Below are 17,613 nucleotides of genomic sequence, written 5' to 3' on the forward strand. Positions count from 1 at the left end.
CGTAGGGGGGCCGTGCGTGAGCTTTGAAGAGATGATTGAAAAACTGAAGGCTGGAGAAACGGACGGACTGCGTCAAGCCTATGAGCAGTTTTATAAGCCGGTATACCAGGCCGCCTTCTTCATCCTCCGCGACCCCGACCTGGCGGAAGATGTGACCCATGACGTGTTTTTGAAGCTGGGGGAACGCATCGGCCAGCTCCGCGACCCCTCCAGACTGGAGTCATGGCTCTGCCAGATGGCGGTCAACGCGTCCCGTGATCTGCTGCGCCGCCGAGTGCGCAACGTTCTTTGCGCCGAGATCCATGACGAGAGCGTGGAGCGCGTCGAAGGGTCCCCCGAGACAGAGACAGTGAAGGAGGAGCAGCGGGCCGTTGTTCGCAACTGCATCAGCCGGCTTCCGCCCGATTACCGCAGTGTCATCTATCTCCGGTTCTATCTGGATCAGAGCATTGAACAGATCAGCGCCGCTCTCGACATCCCGTCAGGAAGTGTCAAATCCCGCCTCAGTCGGGCCAAGCAGAGAATACGCCACTGGTTGGAACGAGATGGGCAGGAAAAACGTCTACACAATGAAGAGGACATAGACGAATCGACCCTTATCGGCAAGATCGGAAAGGAGATTACATAACGATGAGCGATACCATGGAAAAATGCCCCATTTACGCGCACCTGGAAAGCCGCTATGCACCGGACATCCAGTTTATTATGAACCGCTACGGCGTGCCTGAATGGCAGGCGATCTGCAACGAGGTATGCCCCAACGTGATCGGATACTACGAAGGCACCACCGATGGCCGTTGCGCTATCCGCATTCGCATGCTTCGCATCGAAGACTAGGGATTGACCTGGGACGGAGGGATGAAACCGCATGAACAGACTGACTGAGCGGTTTCTGGATCGGCAAATTGAAGAGACGGTTCACCACATGGTGGCTGATACCCCTGTTCCGCCGTTGGAGGAGTCCTGGGCCCGTCTGGAACAAAAACGGCGGGAACAGCCGCAGCCGCAGCCAGAGCAGCGGCCTCATCCGCTCTTTTTTCGGTGGGCAGCCGTGGCGGCGGCGGCGTTGGTCGTTGGGGGCGTTCTGTCTTTTTCATGGACTGGTCCGATGACAACAGAGATGAGAACCGCCAGCCTTGTCGGAAATGTCGCGCTAGACAAAGCAAGCGCTCCCGCAACGGTGACGCAGCAACCCACCTCCGTCAAACCCAAATCCCCGTCGGCTGTCGATGAGAGCGCTGCAACCACGTCAGAAGGCGCCCCATTGCCGGCAGGCCCCGGTAGGGTGTCGGGAACTGCCGCGCCGGCAGGCGGCTCTGCGGCGTCACAAAGAATCTCCTCTGTCGTGTCTGACAGCGATGCTGTTGCGACGAGTCTAGCGTCGCCGGACGGCGGCAGTTACGCGCCAACGAAGGGCACCGCCCATGACAGCACTCGCTTGCCGACCAAGGAAGAACGGCGCATCGCCATGGTCGTTCCGGCGAGGGGCGAAGATGCGTCGCGCCTTATCGCGCCTGTGGAGATTAGTCCCGAAGAGGCGCCGGGCGAAGCTTCCATCGAGTCCGTGGCAGTCCCTGTCCCACAGCCGGATGCCCACAAGGCCGCCCTCTTTGCCGTCGGCTCGCCCTCATTCCTTCCGGCGGCGAAAGCGCCCTCAGCGGATACGAGGGCGTCTGGAGATTTAATGGACCTTGCAGGGCCCGTAATCGGCTATATTCCCCCTGGTTACACCCTGCTCGCCGCCGAGCAAAGGATATCCATGGAACTGAAGGTGCCCACGTCGCTTCGCTATGCTGGTCCGGCACCGTACTATTTCGGCCTGACCCTTTCGACCGCGCCGCTGCCGCCGGCGGAAGGGACCGTCCAAGCCCAGCGCGACATCGACATCGCCGGCACGCCGGGGAAACTGGCCCTCTTTGCCCAGGGGATGCTTCGCATCGAATGGCGCCGTGACAAGGCATTCTATACACTGGAAGGGATTCTCCCGGAAGCGGAGGCGATCCGTATCGCCCAGTCCGTCCGGTAGAAGCGTCGTGCCACCGGCGATGCAACAAACAATAACTATTACTGATTGACAAGGCTTGTTTTTTGGGGCACAATATACCCGAACAGCATGAATGGCTCAGGGCCCACCAATGGCCCCTGACCGGGCTGGTTGGTCATGCTGACACCATGCTCCGAGGAGGAACGACAAATGCGACCCGTCAAAGTCAAAGACGATATCTACTGGGTGGGCGCTATCGACTGGGACCTTCGTGATTTTCACGGCTACCTCACCCAGCGCGGTTCATCCTATAACGCCTACCTGATCATGGATGAGAAGATCACCCTCGTTGATACGGTCAAATCCTATCTCGTCGATGAGATGATCGATCGCATCGCTCACGTCGTCGATCCGTCGAAGATCGACTATATCGTCTGCAACCATGTCGAGATGGACCATTCCGGCGGCATTCCCCGGTTGATGGAACTGGCGCCCAATGCGACCATCGTCACTTCGCCCAACGGGCAGCGCGGTTTGAAAGCCCATTACAAGCGCGACTGGAACATGAAGGTCGTCAAGACCGGGGACACGCTGAGCCTTGGCCAGCGCAACCTCTCCTTCGTGCTCACCCAGATGGTGCACTGGCCCGACAACATGGTCGCTTACATGCCCGAGGACAAGATTCTCTTCTCCAACGACGCCTTTGGTCAGCACATCGCCTCCATGGAGCGTTTTGATGATCAGTTGTCCTATCACCTGATCATGGAGGAGGCGAAAAAATATTACGCCAACATCGTCCTCCCATACGGCGCTCAGGTGCAGAACGCGCTCCAGGCTCTCTCCGGCCTCGACATCGATGTGATCGCCACCAGCCACGGCCTTCTCTGGCGTTCCCATATCCCCGAGATCCTCGAGGAGTACGGCAAGTGGGCCGCCAACCATACCGAGGAGAAGGCGCTGATCATCTATGACACCATGTGGGATTCGACGAAAAAAGTCGCTTACGCCATCCAGCGCGCCTTTGAGCATAAGGGCATCGACTCGAAGATGCTGAATTTGGATAGCAACCACATGTCGGACATCATGACTGAACTGATCACTGCCAAATACGTCTGTGTCGGCTCGCCCACCCTCAACAACAACATGCTGCCCAGTGTGGCCGCCTTCTTGACCTACCTGAAAGGTCTGGCACCGAAGCACCGTGTCGGCCTCGCTTTCGGCTCCTACGGCTGGGGCGGGCAAAGTGTCGCCCAGATCGACGAAGCCTTGAAAGCCGCCGGTTTTGACATGCTGCAGCAGGTCAAGGCGCAGTATATTCCCGACGAACGCGCCCTCGAAGAGATTACCGCTCAGGTGGAGGCCGTTGTCGGCGAGTAAGCGTCAATGAAAAAAATGATAGCGCCGGTGAACTTTTCATCGTAACCGGTGTTCATAAGCTGGCAAATAGAACGTCCCTGCCTTTTTCTCGGCAGGGACGTTTTTGCATCTCTTTGCAGCATGCGTACCCATTGTCAAAATGTACCGCCTCCGGGGAACGTCGCCCTTGCGGGAACGAAGGCATAAAGTGAACGGTGAAAGGCCGGTCTGACACCCCGGTTCCGTTCGCAACGTCTGCCAGGCCGCAACTACCGTGAAGAGGAGAGGTGTTATGATCCAGGAAATCACCGTTCTTCCAGGACGAGATAAAACGGGGGAACTGGAGAACTTTTCCGGCATCACCCTGAGAGCTGGCGAGACCCTGTCCATCGTCGGGCCCACAGGCAGCGGCAAAACCGCCTTCATTACCGACATTGAACTGCTGGCGCAAGGGGACACGTCAACGGGGCGGCACGTGTTGATCAACGGGGGAGAGCCGCCGGAAGAGCTCCGCTACAACCCTGCTAAGAAACCGATCGCCATGATCACCCAGAACACGAAATGTTTTACCGATCTCACGGCAGAGGAGTTTCTGGAAATTCATGCCCGCGCCCGCAGGATCAACGAGCGGGGCATCATCGACAAGACGATCGAACTGGCCAATAAGTTCACGGGCGAGCGGATCCGCAAAGAGACGAAGGTGACCATCCTCTCGGGCGGGCAGACGCGGTCGCTGATGATCGCCGACGCCCTCCTGATCGGCGCGGCGCCGATCATCCTCCTCGACGAGATCGAGAACGCCGGCATCTTCAAGCAGGAGGTCGTCCGGCTGATTCAAAATACTGGCAAGATCGTCATCTTTGTCACCCATGATCCGGTCATCGCCCTGCTGACGCAGAAGCGGGTGATCATGAGCAATGGTGCCGTGCGCAAGGTCATCGATCAGAACGAGTCCGAGGTCCGGGCGGCGCAAAACCTGATCGAACTGGATAAACGGGTCGGCATTATCCGGGAAAAGATCCGGGCCGGCCACATCATCACTAAGGATCTGATCAGCGTCAATTTTGGGTAAGGCAGGTGAAGGACTGTGAAACTCCTGGTGATTGCCGGACCGCCGTCGGCGGGCAAGACGGCGCTGACGAAACAGATCGTGCGCCATTTCAAAGATGAGATGAAGATCGCCTACCTGAAGATCGATGTCGTCAAGGCTTTTGAAGATATCGAACTCCAACGCGAGTTCGACATCCTGACCAAGAAGGTCTACTCGGGCGACCTCTGCCCCGACCATGCCGGTGTGATGGTCCTCGGTGACGCCGTCGAATGGGCGGAAAAAAATGAGTCGGACCTCTTCATCGTCGAAAGCGCCGGCCTCTGCCTGCGTTGCTCCCCCTACCTGAATCAGGGGTTGGGCGTCATCGTGCTCAGTTCCATCTCCGGCATCCATGCGCCCGAGAAGATGGGCGCCATGGTCGCCTTGGCCGATATCGCCGTCGTCACCAAGATCGACCTTGTCAGCCAGGCCGAGCGGGAGGTCTTCATCCAGAAGATCAAAGAGGTCCATCCGCACATCGTTCTCATGGAGACGAACGCCCTCCAGGGGACTTCGCTCAACCGACTCTACCAGTTGATCGCCCATTCTGAGGAGATCGACAAACACAACTTGGTCCTCAAGGGCAGTCCGCCCATCGGCACCTGTACCATCTGCATCGGCAAGAAGGAAGTGGGCTGGAAGCATCACTTCGGTGTGATCAAGAAGCTGGACGGACAGATCGCCGATTACTTGTACCGGGGTGAATGACATGAGCCATTCCTGGTTGCCTCCGGGGAAAAACTGCGGTCTTTGCGGCGAGAACAACTGCCGCTCCTTCATCCGCGCCGTCCATGCCCAGGAAAAGACCTATGAAGACTGCCCTTTCTATGACGAGAAGCAGGTGTGCGCCGCCGTCGACTGGGAGTTGGAAGCCACCCATCCGGAACGGGATGTCCTCGGCCATACCTACGATTTTGTCTTGCAGCCCCTGCCTGGCGAAATATCGGCGCGCAAAATCGTTCTTCCCTTCCGCGGGGACTTGGTCGAGAAACTGGAAATTCGCAAGGGCGATCTGGTTCTGGGTCGGCCCATGGGCGCCGGCTGCCCGATTCCCCATGTGTTGCGGGTGATCGAAGCCGATCCGATCACTGGCCTATTGACCACCTGGGTGGTCGGTCCCAAGTTTGCACGCGACGGTCAGCAGGAAGTAAAAAATGTCTCGGCTTATCATATGGTTGGTTTTGAGGGGATTGCTACAAATATCCGTAAGGAACCCACCTTAGGTTGCCGGATGACCTTCCTGCCTGGTTTTTGCATGATGTGCCTCAACCACACGGGGCTTGTGAACATGCTATTGCAAAAAGCGGAGGGTCCCCATATCCGGATCGAGGATGTGCGGATCCTGGCGACGCGGGACTGGGACTAACGAGAGAAAATCGAATCTGACGCTGAATAGCAGGTAGGCTGGAATTAAACGGGAGCGGGGGAATTATCCCCCGTTTTTTTATAAATAGGTTGCAACCTTTTTTTGTACCGCTGCGTCTAGTTCAGTGGAGGCGATAAGCGATGAAATACAGAACTCAAGCCGGCGCGTTGTTGTTGGCGGGCAGCCTCTGGTTTGCCGCCGCTGCCGCGCCAGTCACATTTCCACCGATCACCCTGATGCAAACAACCATGTCAAAGGCTATGGTGCAGCAGGCGCCTGCGGCGCTTGCCCATTCACCCTTTTTCTCCATGCAGCCGGCCTGGGCGGATTCGCCGGTCGTTGTTCCCGCCGATGCCCGGGGTCACTGGGCTGAGGCGCCGATCGCCGATATGGTCGCCCGCGGGTGGATCAAGGGCGATGAACAGGGACGCTTTCACCCTGAAAGGATCATGAACCGGGCGGAGTTCGTCTCTCTGCTGGTGCGGGTCTTTGATTTTCGGGTGAACTTTATCAAAGCCCCTGATATCCGTGATGTAGCGACCGATGTGCCGGGTGATGCTTGGTTTTCCGGCGATCTGATCACAGCGACCCATACCTTTTTGTCCCTCCCGGATAAGGCCTTCCATCCTGAGGCGGAGTTGACCCGCGAGGTGATGGCCGATTGGGTCTGGGCAGCCTACAGGCATAAAGCGAGTCAAGTCTCTGAGACGGATCCCTTGCCGAACCCTGCAACGGCCTCTGCTGCCATACCCTTTTCTGACGCCGAGGCGATCGACCCGGCCTGCCGGGAAAGTGTGGAGGCCGCCTCGGCAGTAGGTTTCATCAAAGGCGACGAAGAGGGGTATTTTAAACCCAAGGAGAAGGTCACCCGGGCACAAGCCGCCGTCATCATCCACCGCGCCGCGGGCAAGCGATCTCCCCAGGGAAACTCGCTACCGTTCACCCTTCATGGCCGGACCGATTACGGCAAATGGAACGCTCCCCGCCAGGCGGTCCTGATCCGCAGCGAGGCGGAGGCGCGGGCTTTCGCGGAACAGTGGCGCGATACGACGCTGGACATGCCGGTCTTGTCAACGGATGGCGTTGACTTCAACAGCCAGGCTCTTGTCGCCTTGATCGGATTTTCCAGTTCCAGTTCCAACCCGCCTCAGGTCACCGCCATGCTCCGGCAAGGGAATAGACTGATAGTTTGCCTGGAGAAAAAGACAGGTTTGATCGAGACGGCCGATATCACCGGCGCCTATCGCTACTACAAGCTCGCCAAAAGCGATCTTGAGGGCGTAGATACGGCGCAAGCGGAAATTCGCCTTGTCCCGGTCAATGAATAAAATTTCTACTGCGCCCGGAGGAGCTTTGCTCCGATGGATTGCCGATGATCGGTGAATAGTATTAGATACAGGAGCGATCAGTGGAAAAACTGATCGCTTCGTCGCTTCGACACTGGCATCTTGAGACTCCATCGGCTAAAATATCCCTTGTCGGGTTTCGGCAATCGGAAATCCATAAGGAGCGACATTCGACGTGCCCAGACGCGCCATCGCCATGCTGAGAGAGGCCAACTACACATCTTTGAAGAGCGCCATGGGGAACTATTTCCTCGCAGCGGTCAAACTCCTCGCCTATCAATGGACCGGATCATCGGCCATGCAGGCCGAGGCGATTCACAGCTTCAACGATGGCTGTGCCCAGGCGGCCGTCTTTGCCGGCTCCGTCTTCGCCTCCCGCAAACCGACCACCAGCTTTCCCAACGGCTTTGGGCGCCTGTCCAACCTGATTGTCCTCTTCGTAGCCATCTTCATGACCTACAATGCCGTTAAAGCCATCTCTTCCGGTTATGCTGCGATCTTGAATCCTCATCTGCCGACAGGTTTTTACTGGAACCTGCTTGTCCTCGCCGTTTCCCTCGCCGTCGACGGGATCGTGCTGGTGACGGCCATGAAGGACATCGCCAGGGAGGCCGAGGTGGAGGCGGAAGGGCTCGCCCTCTTCCGACTGTCGCTGCAGAAATACGACCTGGCGTCGCCGGAGACGCGGCTCGTCTTTTTTGAAGACCTGCTCGCCTCAGTGGCCATCCTGGTGGCCATGGCCGGCCTGACGGCGACCCAGTTCGGCATCATCCCTTGGGGCGACGGTCTGGCAGGTCTGATCATCGGCTTGATGCTGCTCGGCATCGCTGTCTCTGTGGCCTGGGAGAACGTGAAGGGGCTCATCGGATACACGGCGCCGGAAGAGGTCGTCGACGAGATCGCCGAGACGATCATGGATGTGCAGGGCGTTGAGGACCTCTATGATCTGGACGTGGTCCGGGAAGGCTCCTATCTCGATGTGGACGGAACGATCGAACTGCCGGAAACCTGGTCGGTCGGCCAGGCGGAGGATGTGAAAGAGGAGATCCAGCGCCGGCTGAAGGTGATCTACCCCAACATCCACAACGTCACCTTGAGCATCCATGAGGATGACGAACTCAGCCGCTGGGGGTCGCGCGACTTTGTGCGGTTGAAGCGTAAAAAAATGCCGAACCGGCTTGTCAAAGCCGAGAAAAAAACATAGCGACAGGGGGGCCATAAGAACCATGGGTGTCATTGTCATCGGGCATCGCAGTCCCGATACCGACTCCATCTGTTCGGCTATCAGCTATGCCTTTCTCAAGGAAAAGCTGACCGGCCGCGAGTACATAGCCGCCCGCTGCGGCAACCTGAAACCGGAAACAGAATTCGTCCTTCGCCACTTCGACGTCGAAGCGCCCCGCCTCATCGGCGACGTGCGCTCCCGCGTCTCCGACATGCTCGGCGGCCAGGCGCCGGTGGCCATCTCGCCGGACACGCCGATCCGCGAGGTGGGGATCTTAGCCCGCGATAAGAACATCAAGTCGCTGCCCGTCGTCGATGCCCACAACCGTCTCCTCGGCATCATCACCCTCGGCGACATCGCCCAGCGCTACCTAAACCTGGATGAACTGAACGATCTCGACCGGATGGGCCTCACCCTCGGCGGGATCCTGCGCACCATGGGCGGCCGATTCCTCGTTCCGGCGCCGGCGGAAATGAAGCTGCGCGGTAAGGCGATCATCGGCGCCATGCATGTGGAGACGATGGTTCAGCGCATCGGCGATGGCGACGTTGTCGTTACCGGCGACCGGGAAAACGCTCAGTTGGCGGCCCTGGAAGCTGGCGCCGGCTGCCTGATCGTCACCGGCGGCTTCAGCATCACCGAACGGGTCGAGAAGTCGGCCCGCCGCAAAGGCGTCCCGGTCCTCACCGTCCCTTACGACACCTTCAATGCTGCCCGCCTGTTAGGCCTCAGCGCGCCTGTCGGCACGATCATGCGCCAGGATATGGTCTGCTTCCATCCCGACGAGTTTGCCGACGACGCCCGCAAGGTCATGCTGGAGACGCGCTATCGCAACTACCCTGTCATCGACGATGAGAAAAAGCTGCTCGGCGTCGTTTCCCGCTATCACCTTCTGGCGCTCCAGCGCAAGAAGGTCATCCTCGTCGACCACAACGAAAAGAGCCAGGCTGTGGCTGGTCTCGATCAGGCCCAGGTCCTCGAAGTGATCGACCACCACCGTGTCGGCGATGTCCAGACGGGGGAACCGATCTACTTCCGCGGCGAGCCGGTTGGCTGCACGAGCACCATCATTGCCTCGATGTATGAAGAGAATGACATCGAGCCGCCGAAGGAGATCGCCGGTTTGATGACAGCGGCCATCCTCTCTGACACGGTGCTCTTCAAGAGCCCCACCTGCACCGCCCGGGACCGGCGGACCGCCGAGAAGCTGGCCAAAATCGCTGGCATCGATCTGCAGGATTTCGGTCTCAAACTCTTCACGGCCGGTTCTTCCTTGGAAGGCCGGACTCCCGAAGAGATCATCTTCCAGGACTTCAAGGAGTTTCACCTGGGCCCCCTCAAGTTGGGCATCGGCCAGGTGGAGACGATGGATTACGATGGCGTCAGCCGCATGCAGTTGACCCTGCTCGATGAGATGGAATCGATCCGGAAGAAGAAGGGCCTCGACCTGGCTTTGCTCATGCTGACCGATATCATTAAGGAAGGGACGCGGCTGCTGGTAGCCGGCGAGAAGAAGGAGCCTGTGGAAAAAGCGTTTGGCGTCACCGTCCAGGAACGGTCTGCCTATCTTCCCGGCGTCATCTCCCGCAAGAAGCAGGTCGTGCCGCCTTTGTCTGCTTATCTGGGAACATAATCTGTTCTTTAGTCGACCCCCGTTGTGAGCAACGGGGGTTTTTCACTTCCTAAACCATATCGCTGAATTTTTTTTGCAGGGGTTTATTGATGATTGTCGAATAGTTATTTCAAGAATATTTCTAACCTTGCTTGCAATGACATAGGGGCAACCTGGTTACGGAGGATAGGGATATGCAAAAAAGCCTTTTGAAGAAGATGGTCCTTTTTTCCCTTTTGATCACCATGGTTCCTGTGATCATTTCGCTGGCGCTCATGTACTGGCAGGTCCGCTCGGAGATGATCGCCAATCAGGAGCAGCGGCTGACGGAACACCTTCAAAACCAGGTCCGGCTGATCGAGACCATTTTTAAGGAAACCCAAAACAAGGGGATGATCATCAGTCATGAAGGCATGATCGCGGAAGCGGTGAACGCGGCCAATCAAGGAGCGGGTCAGCAGGCTTCCGCCGTTTCACGCTTTTTGCAGGACGTCTATGGGGCCGATCAAGGCCTGTACGAAAACATCTTCATCACCGGTCGCAACGGGTTGATCTATGCCGATGCAGTGGGCGGTTCAAGTATAGGTACCGACGTGCGCAACTTCGACTTTTTCCAGCCGTCTATAGGCGGACAGTCCTATGTGTCCCCAGTCATCCAATCGCCGATCACCAAACGACCTGTCGTCGTCGTTTCCATTCCCATCGGAAACCGTCAAGGAGAGGCCGAACCGGCGGGCATCTTGGCGATGGCCGTCGAATTTAACCGGATCGCCCAGCCGATCATCGAGAGCCATATCGGAAAGACGGGATACAACTATATCACTAACGAAAAAGGGCTGGTTTTGGCACACCCCGATTCGTCCAAGGTCTGGGAGTTGGATATCAGCAAACTGACGAACGGACTGGAGCAGATCCCTGCGAAGGCTGCCCAGAGCGCCGGCACGTTGACGCACCCCCTAGGTGGGGACACCTACACCACCGCTTATACGGCCGTTCCCGGCCTGCCCTTGCTGCTCCTGAGCGCCATCGATCAAGATGAATTCGCCAGCCGGTTCTCGAATATGCTGGTCCTCATCGCTGGTATCACCGTGGCGCTGGTGATCCTGGCCGGGACGGCGGCGACTATGTATTCCAAAGAACTGGTGGCCACGATCAAGCAGTTGCGGGCGGCCATGGCCCACGGCGCCGCCGGCAATCTGACAGTCCGGGCAAAGATAAAGGCGAAGGATGAGATGGCGGGCTTGGCCAAAGCCTTCAATATCATGGTGGAGACCCAATCCCAGGTGGTGGGAGCGGTGCGCAAGTCGTCCGATGAACTTGCCGCTTCCTCCCAGGAACTGGCCGCCTCCAACGCCGAGATCAACGCGACGATCTCCGACATGAGCAAGCATATGGAACAGATGGCCAGAGATGCCGAACTGGGCAGTCAATCGATCGTGCAGGTCTCACAGGTCTTAGTCGAACTGGCCTCGCTCATTCAGATCGCCCGTCAGGCCGCTCTGGTCGTCGATGAGAAATCACAGTTGACGCTGGCGCAAGCGAAAAAAGGCAAGGCTACCGTACACGAGACCATGGTTGACATGACCAACATCCAAAACCGGTCTCAGGAGATCGAAGGGATCATCGCGAATTTGAACGAGTACACCCAGCAGATCAGCTCCATCACCGACACGATCACATCGATCGCCACGCAGACCAACCTGCTGGCGTTGAACGCGGCCATTGAAGCAGCGCGGGCCGGTGAGCATGGTCGAGGATTTGCCGTTGTCGCCGACGAGGTGCGCAAGCTGGCCGAGCAATCGACACAAGGGGCGGCGGAGGTTTCGGCCATCCTCGAAAAAGTTCAGTCGCGAACAGCCGATGCCGTTCAGGCGACCCAGCGGAGCCGCGAGGATGTGCAACGGGGTGTCGCCGCTGTGGGACACTCGGGCGAAGTGCTTGAACAGATCCTGCAAGCGGTGGAACTGTCCGGCAAAGAAGTGGTGCGCATCGTCGAGATCACCAACGAAGAGGTGACCAGCTCCGATAAGATCCTACAGTTGATCAACGAAGTGGCCAACGTGATCGAGAGGACGTCCCAGATCGCCACCCACATGGCCGCATCGAGTGAAGAGGCAGCCGCCACGATGGAGAACCTAGCGGCGGCCAGTGAACAGATCAGCGCCATGGCCGCCCAGTTGAGCCAATCGGTGCGCAAGTTCAAAACGGACGCTCATTAAAAACGTTTCGTATGCGGCTCCCCCATGGTTCATCCAGGGGGAGCTTTGTGTATGAGAAAGCGGATATAAATGCGGATAGCGATGGTAAGGATACGCTATAATATACTGGACGTTCCAAGAAAGAGGAGAGACGATCCATGGAAAAAGAAAAAGCGCAGCCCAAGCGTCAGGACATCGCTCCTGAGTATAAGTGGAAGTTGGAAGATATCTACCCTGGCGACGACGCCTGGGAGAAGGATTTTCAAGCGGTTCCTTCCCAGTTGGAGAAGCTCACCGCGCTGAAAGGAAAGCTTCAGGAGAAGAGCACCAACCTTCTGACGGCTTTGCAACTCAATGACGAACTCGGCAAAGTGCTGGAAAAGATCTTTACCTACGCCCGCATGCGCCGTGACGAGGATAACGCCAATCCCACCTATCAGGCTTTGACCGACCGGGCCGTCGCCCTCAACGCCCGGGTCGCCGGGGCCGCCTCTTTCCTCACCCCGGAGATCCTCGCCATTCCCGACGACATGCTGCAACGTTTCCAGAAGGAGGAGCGGGGTCTCGACCTGTACCGCTTCCTCCTGGATGACCTGAAGCGGCAAAAGCCCCACGTGCTGACAGCCGACGAGGAGGCCATCCTCGCCCAGGCCAGCGAACTGGGCCAGTCGCCGGGGCAGATCTTCACTATGCTCAACAACGCCGACCTGACCTTTCCCACCATCCGCGATGAAGAGGGCAAGGAGGTCGAGATCACCCACGGCCGCTACGGCCAACTGATGGAAAGCAAAGACCGGCGCGTCCGCAAGGAGGCCTTCCACGGCCTCTACGGGACCTATAAAAAGCTGGAGAACACCCTGGCGACTACTTTCAGTTCCGCCATCAAGCGCGATGTCTTCTTCTCCCGCGTCCGCCACTACCCCTCGGCCTTAGAGGCGGCTCTCTTCGGCGACAACGTGCCGAAGGATGTCTACGACAACCTGATCAGCACGGTCCGCGCCCACAACGACGCCATGCACCGCTATGTGCGCCTTCGCAAGAAGCTCCTTGGCGTCGACCAATTGCACATGTATGACCTCTATGTGCCCATGGTCGCCGATGTGGACTGGAAAGTCGCCTACAACGAGGCATTGGAGATGGTCAAACAAGGGCTGGAACCGCTCGGCGCTGACTATCGCCGCGTCCTGGACGAGTCCTTCAAGACCGGCTGGATCGATGTCTACGAGAGCAAGGGGAAGACAAGCGGCGCCTACTCCTGGGGGCCTTACGGCACCCACCCCTATGTGCTGCTCAACTACCAGGATCGGCTGGATGATGTCTTCACCTTGGCCCATGAGATGGGCCATGCGTTGCATTCCTATTACTCCCACAAGGAACAGCCTTACGTCTATTCGGCTTACACCATCTTCGTCGCCGAGGTGGCTTCCACCGTCAACGAGACGCTCTTGATCCGCCACCTGCTGAAAAAAGAGCAGGACAAGAGCCGCCGCCTCTTCCTGCTCAACCACTACCTGGAGCAGTTCCGGGGCACCGTCTTCCGGCAGACCATGTTCGCCGAGTTTGAAAAGATCGTCCACGGCAAGATCGAGGCGGCGGAAGCCCTCACCTTGCAAGAACTGAAGCAGATCTACCACCGCCTCAACGTCGATTACTATGGGCCCGACATCATCGTCGACGATGACATCGATATGGAGTGGGCGCGCATCCCCCACTTTTACAACAACTTCTACGTCTACAAGTACGCCACCGGCTTTTCGGCCGCCACGGCCCTCACGACGCAGATCCTCGATGAGGGGCAGCCGGCCGTCGACCGCTACTTGGCCTTCCTCAAGAGCGGCGGTTCCGACTATCCCTTGGAACTGCTCAAGCGGGCCGGCGTGGACATGACGACGGCCCAGCCCATCGAAAAGGCCTTGGCCGTTTTCCGGGAACTCCTCGACGAGATGGAGAAACTGGCCATCGGGACTGCCTGAACGGCGCTCCATAAAAAAAGCGATCAGAGGCAAAATGTGTCTCTGATCGCTTTTTTGATACATTTTTGTCGATGGAAAAGCAGGGAAGTGGCAGGATTCTGTATGGTTGGAAAGAATTTTATTTCGTTAAGAAGAGAGGGAATTGAGGACCTCTGTGTCTCATTTTTTATAAGTATGTCAGTCAAACGTGGTTTAGGAGGGAGTGCACGTGGCGATAGAGAAACCTTGTAGTGGAGAGGTCATCGATAAGCAGGCATTGGCGTCCTTGCTAGAGGATCTTGATCCCTTGGAAAGCAGAGCGCTATTTTCTCGCCTTGTCGAGATTTATCTCAGGGAGACGCCGAAAAAAATAAAAGCCCTGACCGATGCGATCGCGAACGGTTCCAGTGGAGAAGTCCGTCAAATCGCTCACAGCCTGAAGTCGAGCAGCGCCATGCTAGGCGCTCGCAAGGCCGCCGAATTTAGCTTTCAACTGGAACAGACGTCCGGGGCTGGCGAATTGGCTGATGTGCTGGCCCTCCAGGCGGCCTTGGAACAGGAATGTATACAGGTGTACGCCTGCCTTGAACGGATTCGAGAGAGCGGTTATCCCAGCGGTCAAAGGTAGCAGCGCCGAATCAGGGTTGGAAGAGGAGAAGTAAGTGGCGACGAAGCAAATCAATCGGAGCGAGGTTGACGAGCAGAGCGGCTTTACTTTCCGCCTGCGGACGCTGAAAGCGCAGTTGAACTGGTGGGGGATCCTGCTTGTCATGGTCCCGACCATTGTGCTGACGGTGAACTTTCTCCTCTCCGAGATCCAGCATATTCAGAAGGAAAAATTCGAACAGTTGGAACAGGCCATCGAGATCCAGCGCAACGCCATTGATGAATGGTTTGCAAACTGCCGTGACGATGTGCGAGCGTTGGCGAAACTGAAGGCCTTTCAAACCGGCGACAACCAGGAGATGGAAGCCATCTTCCGGATGTTTCTTGACGAGCACAAGCACTTCAATAACTTGACCTTTGTCAATCGCGACGGAATCAATGAGGTGGATACGGCAGGCCGGGCCGGGCAGATCGATCTGTCGGACCGGAGCTACTTCCAAGAGGGACAAAAAGGCAGAGATGTTATCAGCGACGTCATCATTGGCCGCAACACGGGCCGACCCTTGGTGGTCATCTCGTCACCTGTCTATGGGTTAGATGGCCAATTCCGCGGCGTCGTCTTCACATCGGTCAACCTGGCCACCATCGAGGCGGTCATGAGCCGCTACCGGCCAGGGGAAACAGGGGAGACATACCTGGTCAACGCCAACGGGCTCATGATCACCCAGTCCCGCTTCGCCCCGGAACTGGTCAAGCGGGGAATCATTGATGGAACATCTCCGTTGCAGGTCAAGGTGGACAGTCAGGCCTTTCAACGGGCGCTCAAGGGAAAACCGGGGACGGCCATCTACCCCAACTACCAGGGAAAAAAGGTCTTCGGCGCTTACCAGCGGTTGCAGCAGCAGAATTGGGTGATCATCGGTGAGGTGTCGGAGACGGAGGCACTGACCCCCTATTACCGGCAAATGGCGACAATGATTGCCGTATCGGCGATCCTGCTCATCCTCACGGTGCCTCTTACCATCGCTGTTTCCAACCGGATCCGCAAACCCATCGACAACCTGATCGAAGGCTCGGGGCATATGCAGCAGAAGAACTACAGCTACCGCATCAAGTTGCCGGACAGCCCCAATGTGCCCATCGAACTCAAGGAACTGAGCCAAACCTTCAACCAGATGGCGGAGACGATCGATGACCATGTAAGGGAACTGCGACGCGCCAATGAGGCCAAATCCGACTTTTTGGCCAACATGAGCCACGAGATCCGCACCCCCATGAACGCCATCCTTGGCATGACAGAGTTGCTCACTGAGACACAGTTGACGCCTGAACAGGAGGAGTATGTGCGCATCTGCCGCGGCGCTGGCGACACGTTGCTCTATCTGATCAACGATATCCTCGATCTGTCGAAGGTGGAAAGCGGCCGTCTGGAACTGGAATCGACCGTGTTCAGCGTAGGTGACTTGGCGGAAAAGACAGCTGAGATGATGGCCGTTCGAGCCCACAAAAAGGGACTCGAACTGGTCTGCCACATCTCCTCGGATGTGCCGTCCCAGGTGGCGGGCGATCCCGAACGGTTGCAGCAGATCCTGATCAACCTGCTCGGCAATGCCGTCAAGTTTACGGAGCAGGGCGAAATCGTGCTTCGGGTGGAACGTGATCCCGAACGGCCGGAGCAGACAGGGACGATTCGTTTTTCCGTATCTGACACGGGCATCGGCATCGCGCCTGACAAGCTCGAGGTGATTTTTGAGCGCTTCAGCCAGGCCGATTCATCGACAACGCGCCGTTACGGCGGTACTGGACTCGGTTTGACTATCTCCCGTTACCTCGTGGAAATGATGAACGGCCGGATCTGGGTCGAGAGCGAACTTGGCAAAGGCAGCACTTTTTCCTTCACGGCCTCTTTTGGACAGGGGGCCTTCACAACCTCAACGGAAGCAAGTTTGCCGCCCATAGAGGCTTTACGCGGCATCAAAGCGTTGATCATCGACGACAACGAGACAAACCGGATCATCCTGCGAGAAACGGTAAAGGCCTGGGGGTGTGTTCCCGTCGAGACGCCGGGAGGCGCCGAGGGGATCGCTGAGATGAAACGGGCAAAGGCCCAAGGGGAGCCCTACCAGCTTGTCTTGCTCGACTGCCGGATGCCGGAGATGGATGGTTTTCAGGTTGCCGAAAGGATTCAAGCCGATGCCGAACTGCGCGGGGCGACGGTGTTGATGGTCACCTCCGATAATCGGTTAGACGATGCCCAGCGGGTCAAAGCGTTGGGGTTGGCCGCTTATCTCGTCAAGCCGGTGAAACGGAACGACCTGCTCAAAACGGTATTGTCCGTTCTCAAAGCAAGCCCGGAAAGAGGGGAAGAGCAGCAAAAAGGCGACGCAAAGCGGACTTCGGCAGGCATCTTGCGTATTCTGCTTGTGGAAGACGCCGAGGACAACAGCCTGTTGATTCGCACCTATCTCAAAAAGGAGCCAATGGAGATCGACGTCGCCAAAAACGGACAAGTGGCTGTCGATAAGTACAAAAAGGGTTGGTATGATATGGTGTTGATGGATATTCAGATGCCGGTGATGGATGGGATCACAGCTACGCGGGAGATCAGGAAATGGGAGAAAGAGCAAGGGCGCCCGCCCACACCGGTGATCGCCCTGACGGCTAACGCCATGAAGGCAGACATGGAACGCAGCCTGGAGGCCGGCTGCAACGACCATCTGACCAAGCCGATTAAAAAGAAGATCCTCCTGGATGCATTGCACCGTTTTTGCGGCGTTCCAGACATAGGTGATGCGGAAGGAGGGTCTCAGGAGAGCAAGAACGAAAGTGATGGGATATTGCTTCAGTGATATCTGCTCGATGCGATGGGGAGGAAGGC

14 protein-coding genes are annotated in these 17,613 nt (G+C 57.5%); all 14 read left to right on the forward strand.

Annotated elements, in window-relative coordinates; genetic code table 11:
• The first annotated feature begins 16 nt into the window (after positions 1-16).
• Positions 17-628, forward strand: a complete 612-nt coding sequence (locus AC0CW1_RS16010; protein ID WP_488183995.1) for an RNA polymerase sigma factor — start codon at positions 17-19, stop codon at positions 626-628.
• 2 nt (positions 629-630) lie between these two features.
• Positions 631-837 (forward strand): hypothetical protein, encoded by a 207-nt coding sequence (locus AC0CW1_RS16015; RefSeq protein WP_488183996.1) that lies wholly within the window; start codon positions 631-633, stop codon positions 835-837.
• A 31-nt stretch (positions 838-868) separates the two neighbouring features.
• Positions 869-2,026 carry a hypothetical protein gene (locus tag AC0CW1_RS16020; protein ID WP_488183997.1) on the forward strand — a complete coding sequence of 386 codons (1,158 nt, stop codon included), beginning with the start codon at positions 869-871 and terminating at the stop codon, positions 2,024-2,026.
• 168 nt (positions 2,027-2,194) lie between these two features.
• Positions 2,195-3,361, forward strand: a complete 1,167-nt coding sequence (locus AC0CW1_RS16025; RefSeq protein WP_488183998.1) for an FprA family A-type flavoprotein — start codon at positions 2,195-2,197, stop codon at positions 3,359-3,361.
• A gap of 271 nt (positions 3,362-3,632) precedes the next feature.
• Entirely contained in the window at positions 3,633-4,412 is a 780-nt protein-coding gene (locus tag AC0CW1_RS16030; RefSeq protein ID WP_488183999.1) for an ATP-binding cassette domain-containing protein, read from the forward strand.
• 15 nt (positions 4,413-4,427) lie between these two features.
• A complete protein-coding gene (locus AC0CW1_RS16035) occupies positions 4,428-5,138 on the forward strand; it encodes a GTP-binding protein (protein ID WP_488184000.1) in 711 nt (236 codons plus the stop codon).
• A gap of 1 nt (position 5,139) precedes the next feature.
• On the forward strand, positions 5,140-5,796 hold the full coding sequence (locus AC0CW1_RS16040) for a (Fe-S)-binding protein (RefSeq protein ID WP_488184001.1): 657 nt from the start codon (positions 5,140-5,142) through the stop codon (positions 5,794-5,796).
• Between the two features lie 140 nt (positions 5,797-5,936).
• Positions 5,937-7,124, forward strand: coding sequence for an S-layer homology domain-containing protein (locus tag AC0CW1_RS16045; protein WP_488184002.1), 1,188 nt, complete (start codon positions 5,937-5,939; stop codon positions 7,122-7,124).
• 193 nt (positions 7,125-7,317) lie between these two features.
• Positions 7,318-8,346, forward strand: a complete 1,029-nt coding sequence (locus AC0CW1_RS16050; RefSeq protein ID WP_488184003.1) for a cation diffusion facilitator family transporter — start codon at positions 7,318-7,320, stop codon at positions 8,344-8,346.
• A 22-nt stretch (positions 8,347-8,368) separates the two neighbouring features.
• Positions 8,369-10,000: a putative manganese-dependent inorganic diphosphatase gene (locus AC0CW1_RS16055; RefSeq protein ID WP_488184004.1), complete on the forward strand. Its 1,632-nt coding sequence runs from the start codon at positions 8,369-8,371 to the stop codon at positions 9,998-10,000.
• A gap of 173 nt (positions 10,001-10,173) precedes the next feature.
• Positions 10,174-12,198 (forward strand): methyl-accepting chemotaxis protein, encoded by a 2,025-nt coding sequence (locus AC0CW1_RS16060; RefSeq protein ID WP_488184005.1) that lies wholly within the window; start codon positions 10,174-10,176, stop codon positions 12,196-12,198.
• Positions 12,199-12,335: 137 nt separating this feature from the next.
• Complete coding sequence (gene pepF / locus AC0CW1_RS16065; RefSeq protein WP_488184006.1) at positions 12,336-14,150, forward strand: oligoendopeptidase F; 1,815 nt, start codon at positions 12,336-12,338, stop codon at positions 14,148-14,150.
• Positions 14,151-14,358: 208 nt separating this feature from the next.
• Positions 14,359-14,757: an Hpt domain-containing protein gene (locus AC0CW1_RS16070; protein WP_488184007.1), complete on the forward strand. Its 399-nt coding sequence runs from the start codon at positions 14,359-14,361 to the stop codon at positions 14,755-14,757.
• Positions 14,758-14,791: 34 nt separating this feature from the next.
• Positions 14,792-17,584 (forward strand): response regulator, encoded by a 2,793-nt coding sequence (locus tag AC0CW1_RS16075; protein ID WP_488184008.1) that lies wholly within the window; start codon positions 14,792-14,794, stop codon positions 17,582-17,584.
• Positions 17,585-17,613 lie beyond the last annotated feature (29 nt).

Source organism: Heliomicrobium sulfidophilum (assembly GCF_057715735.1).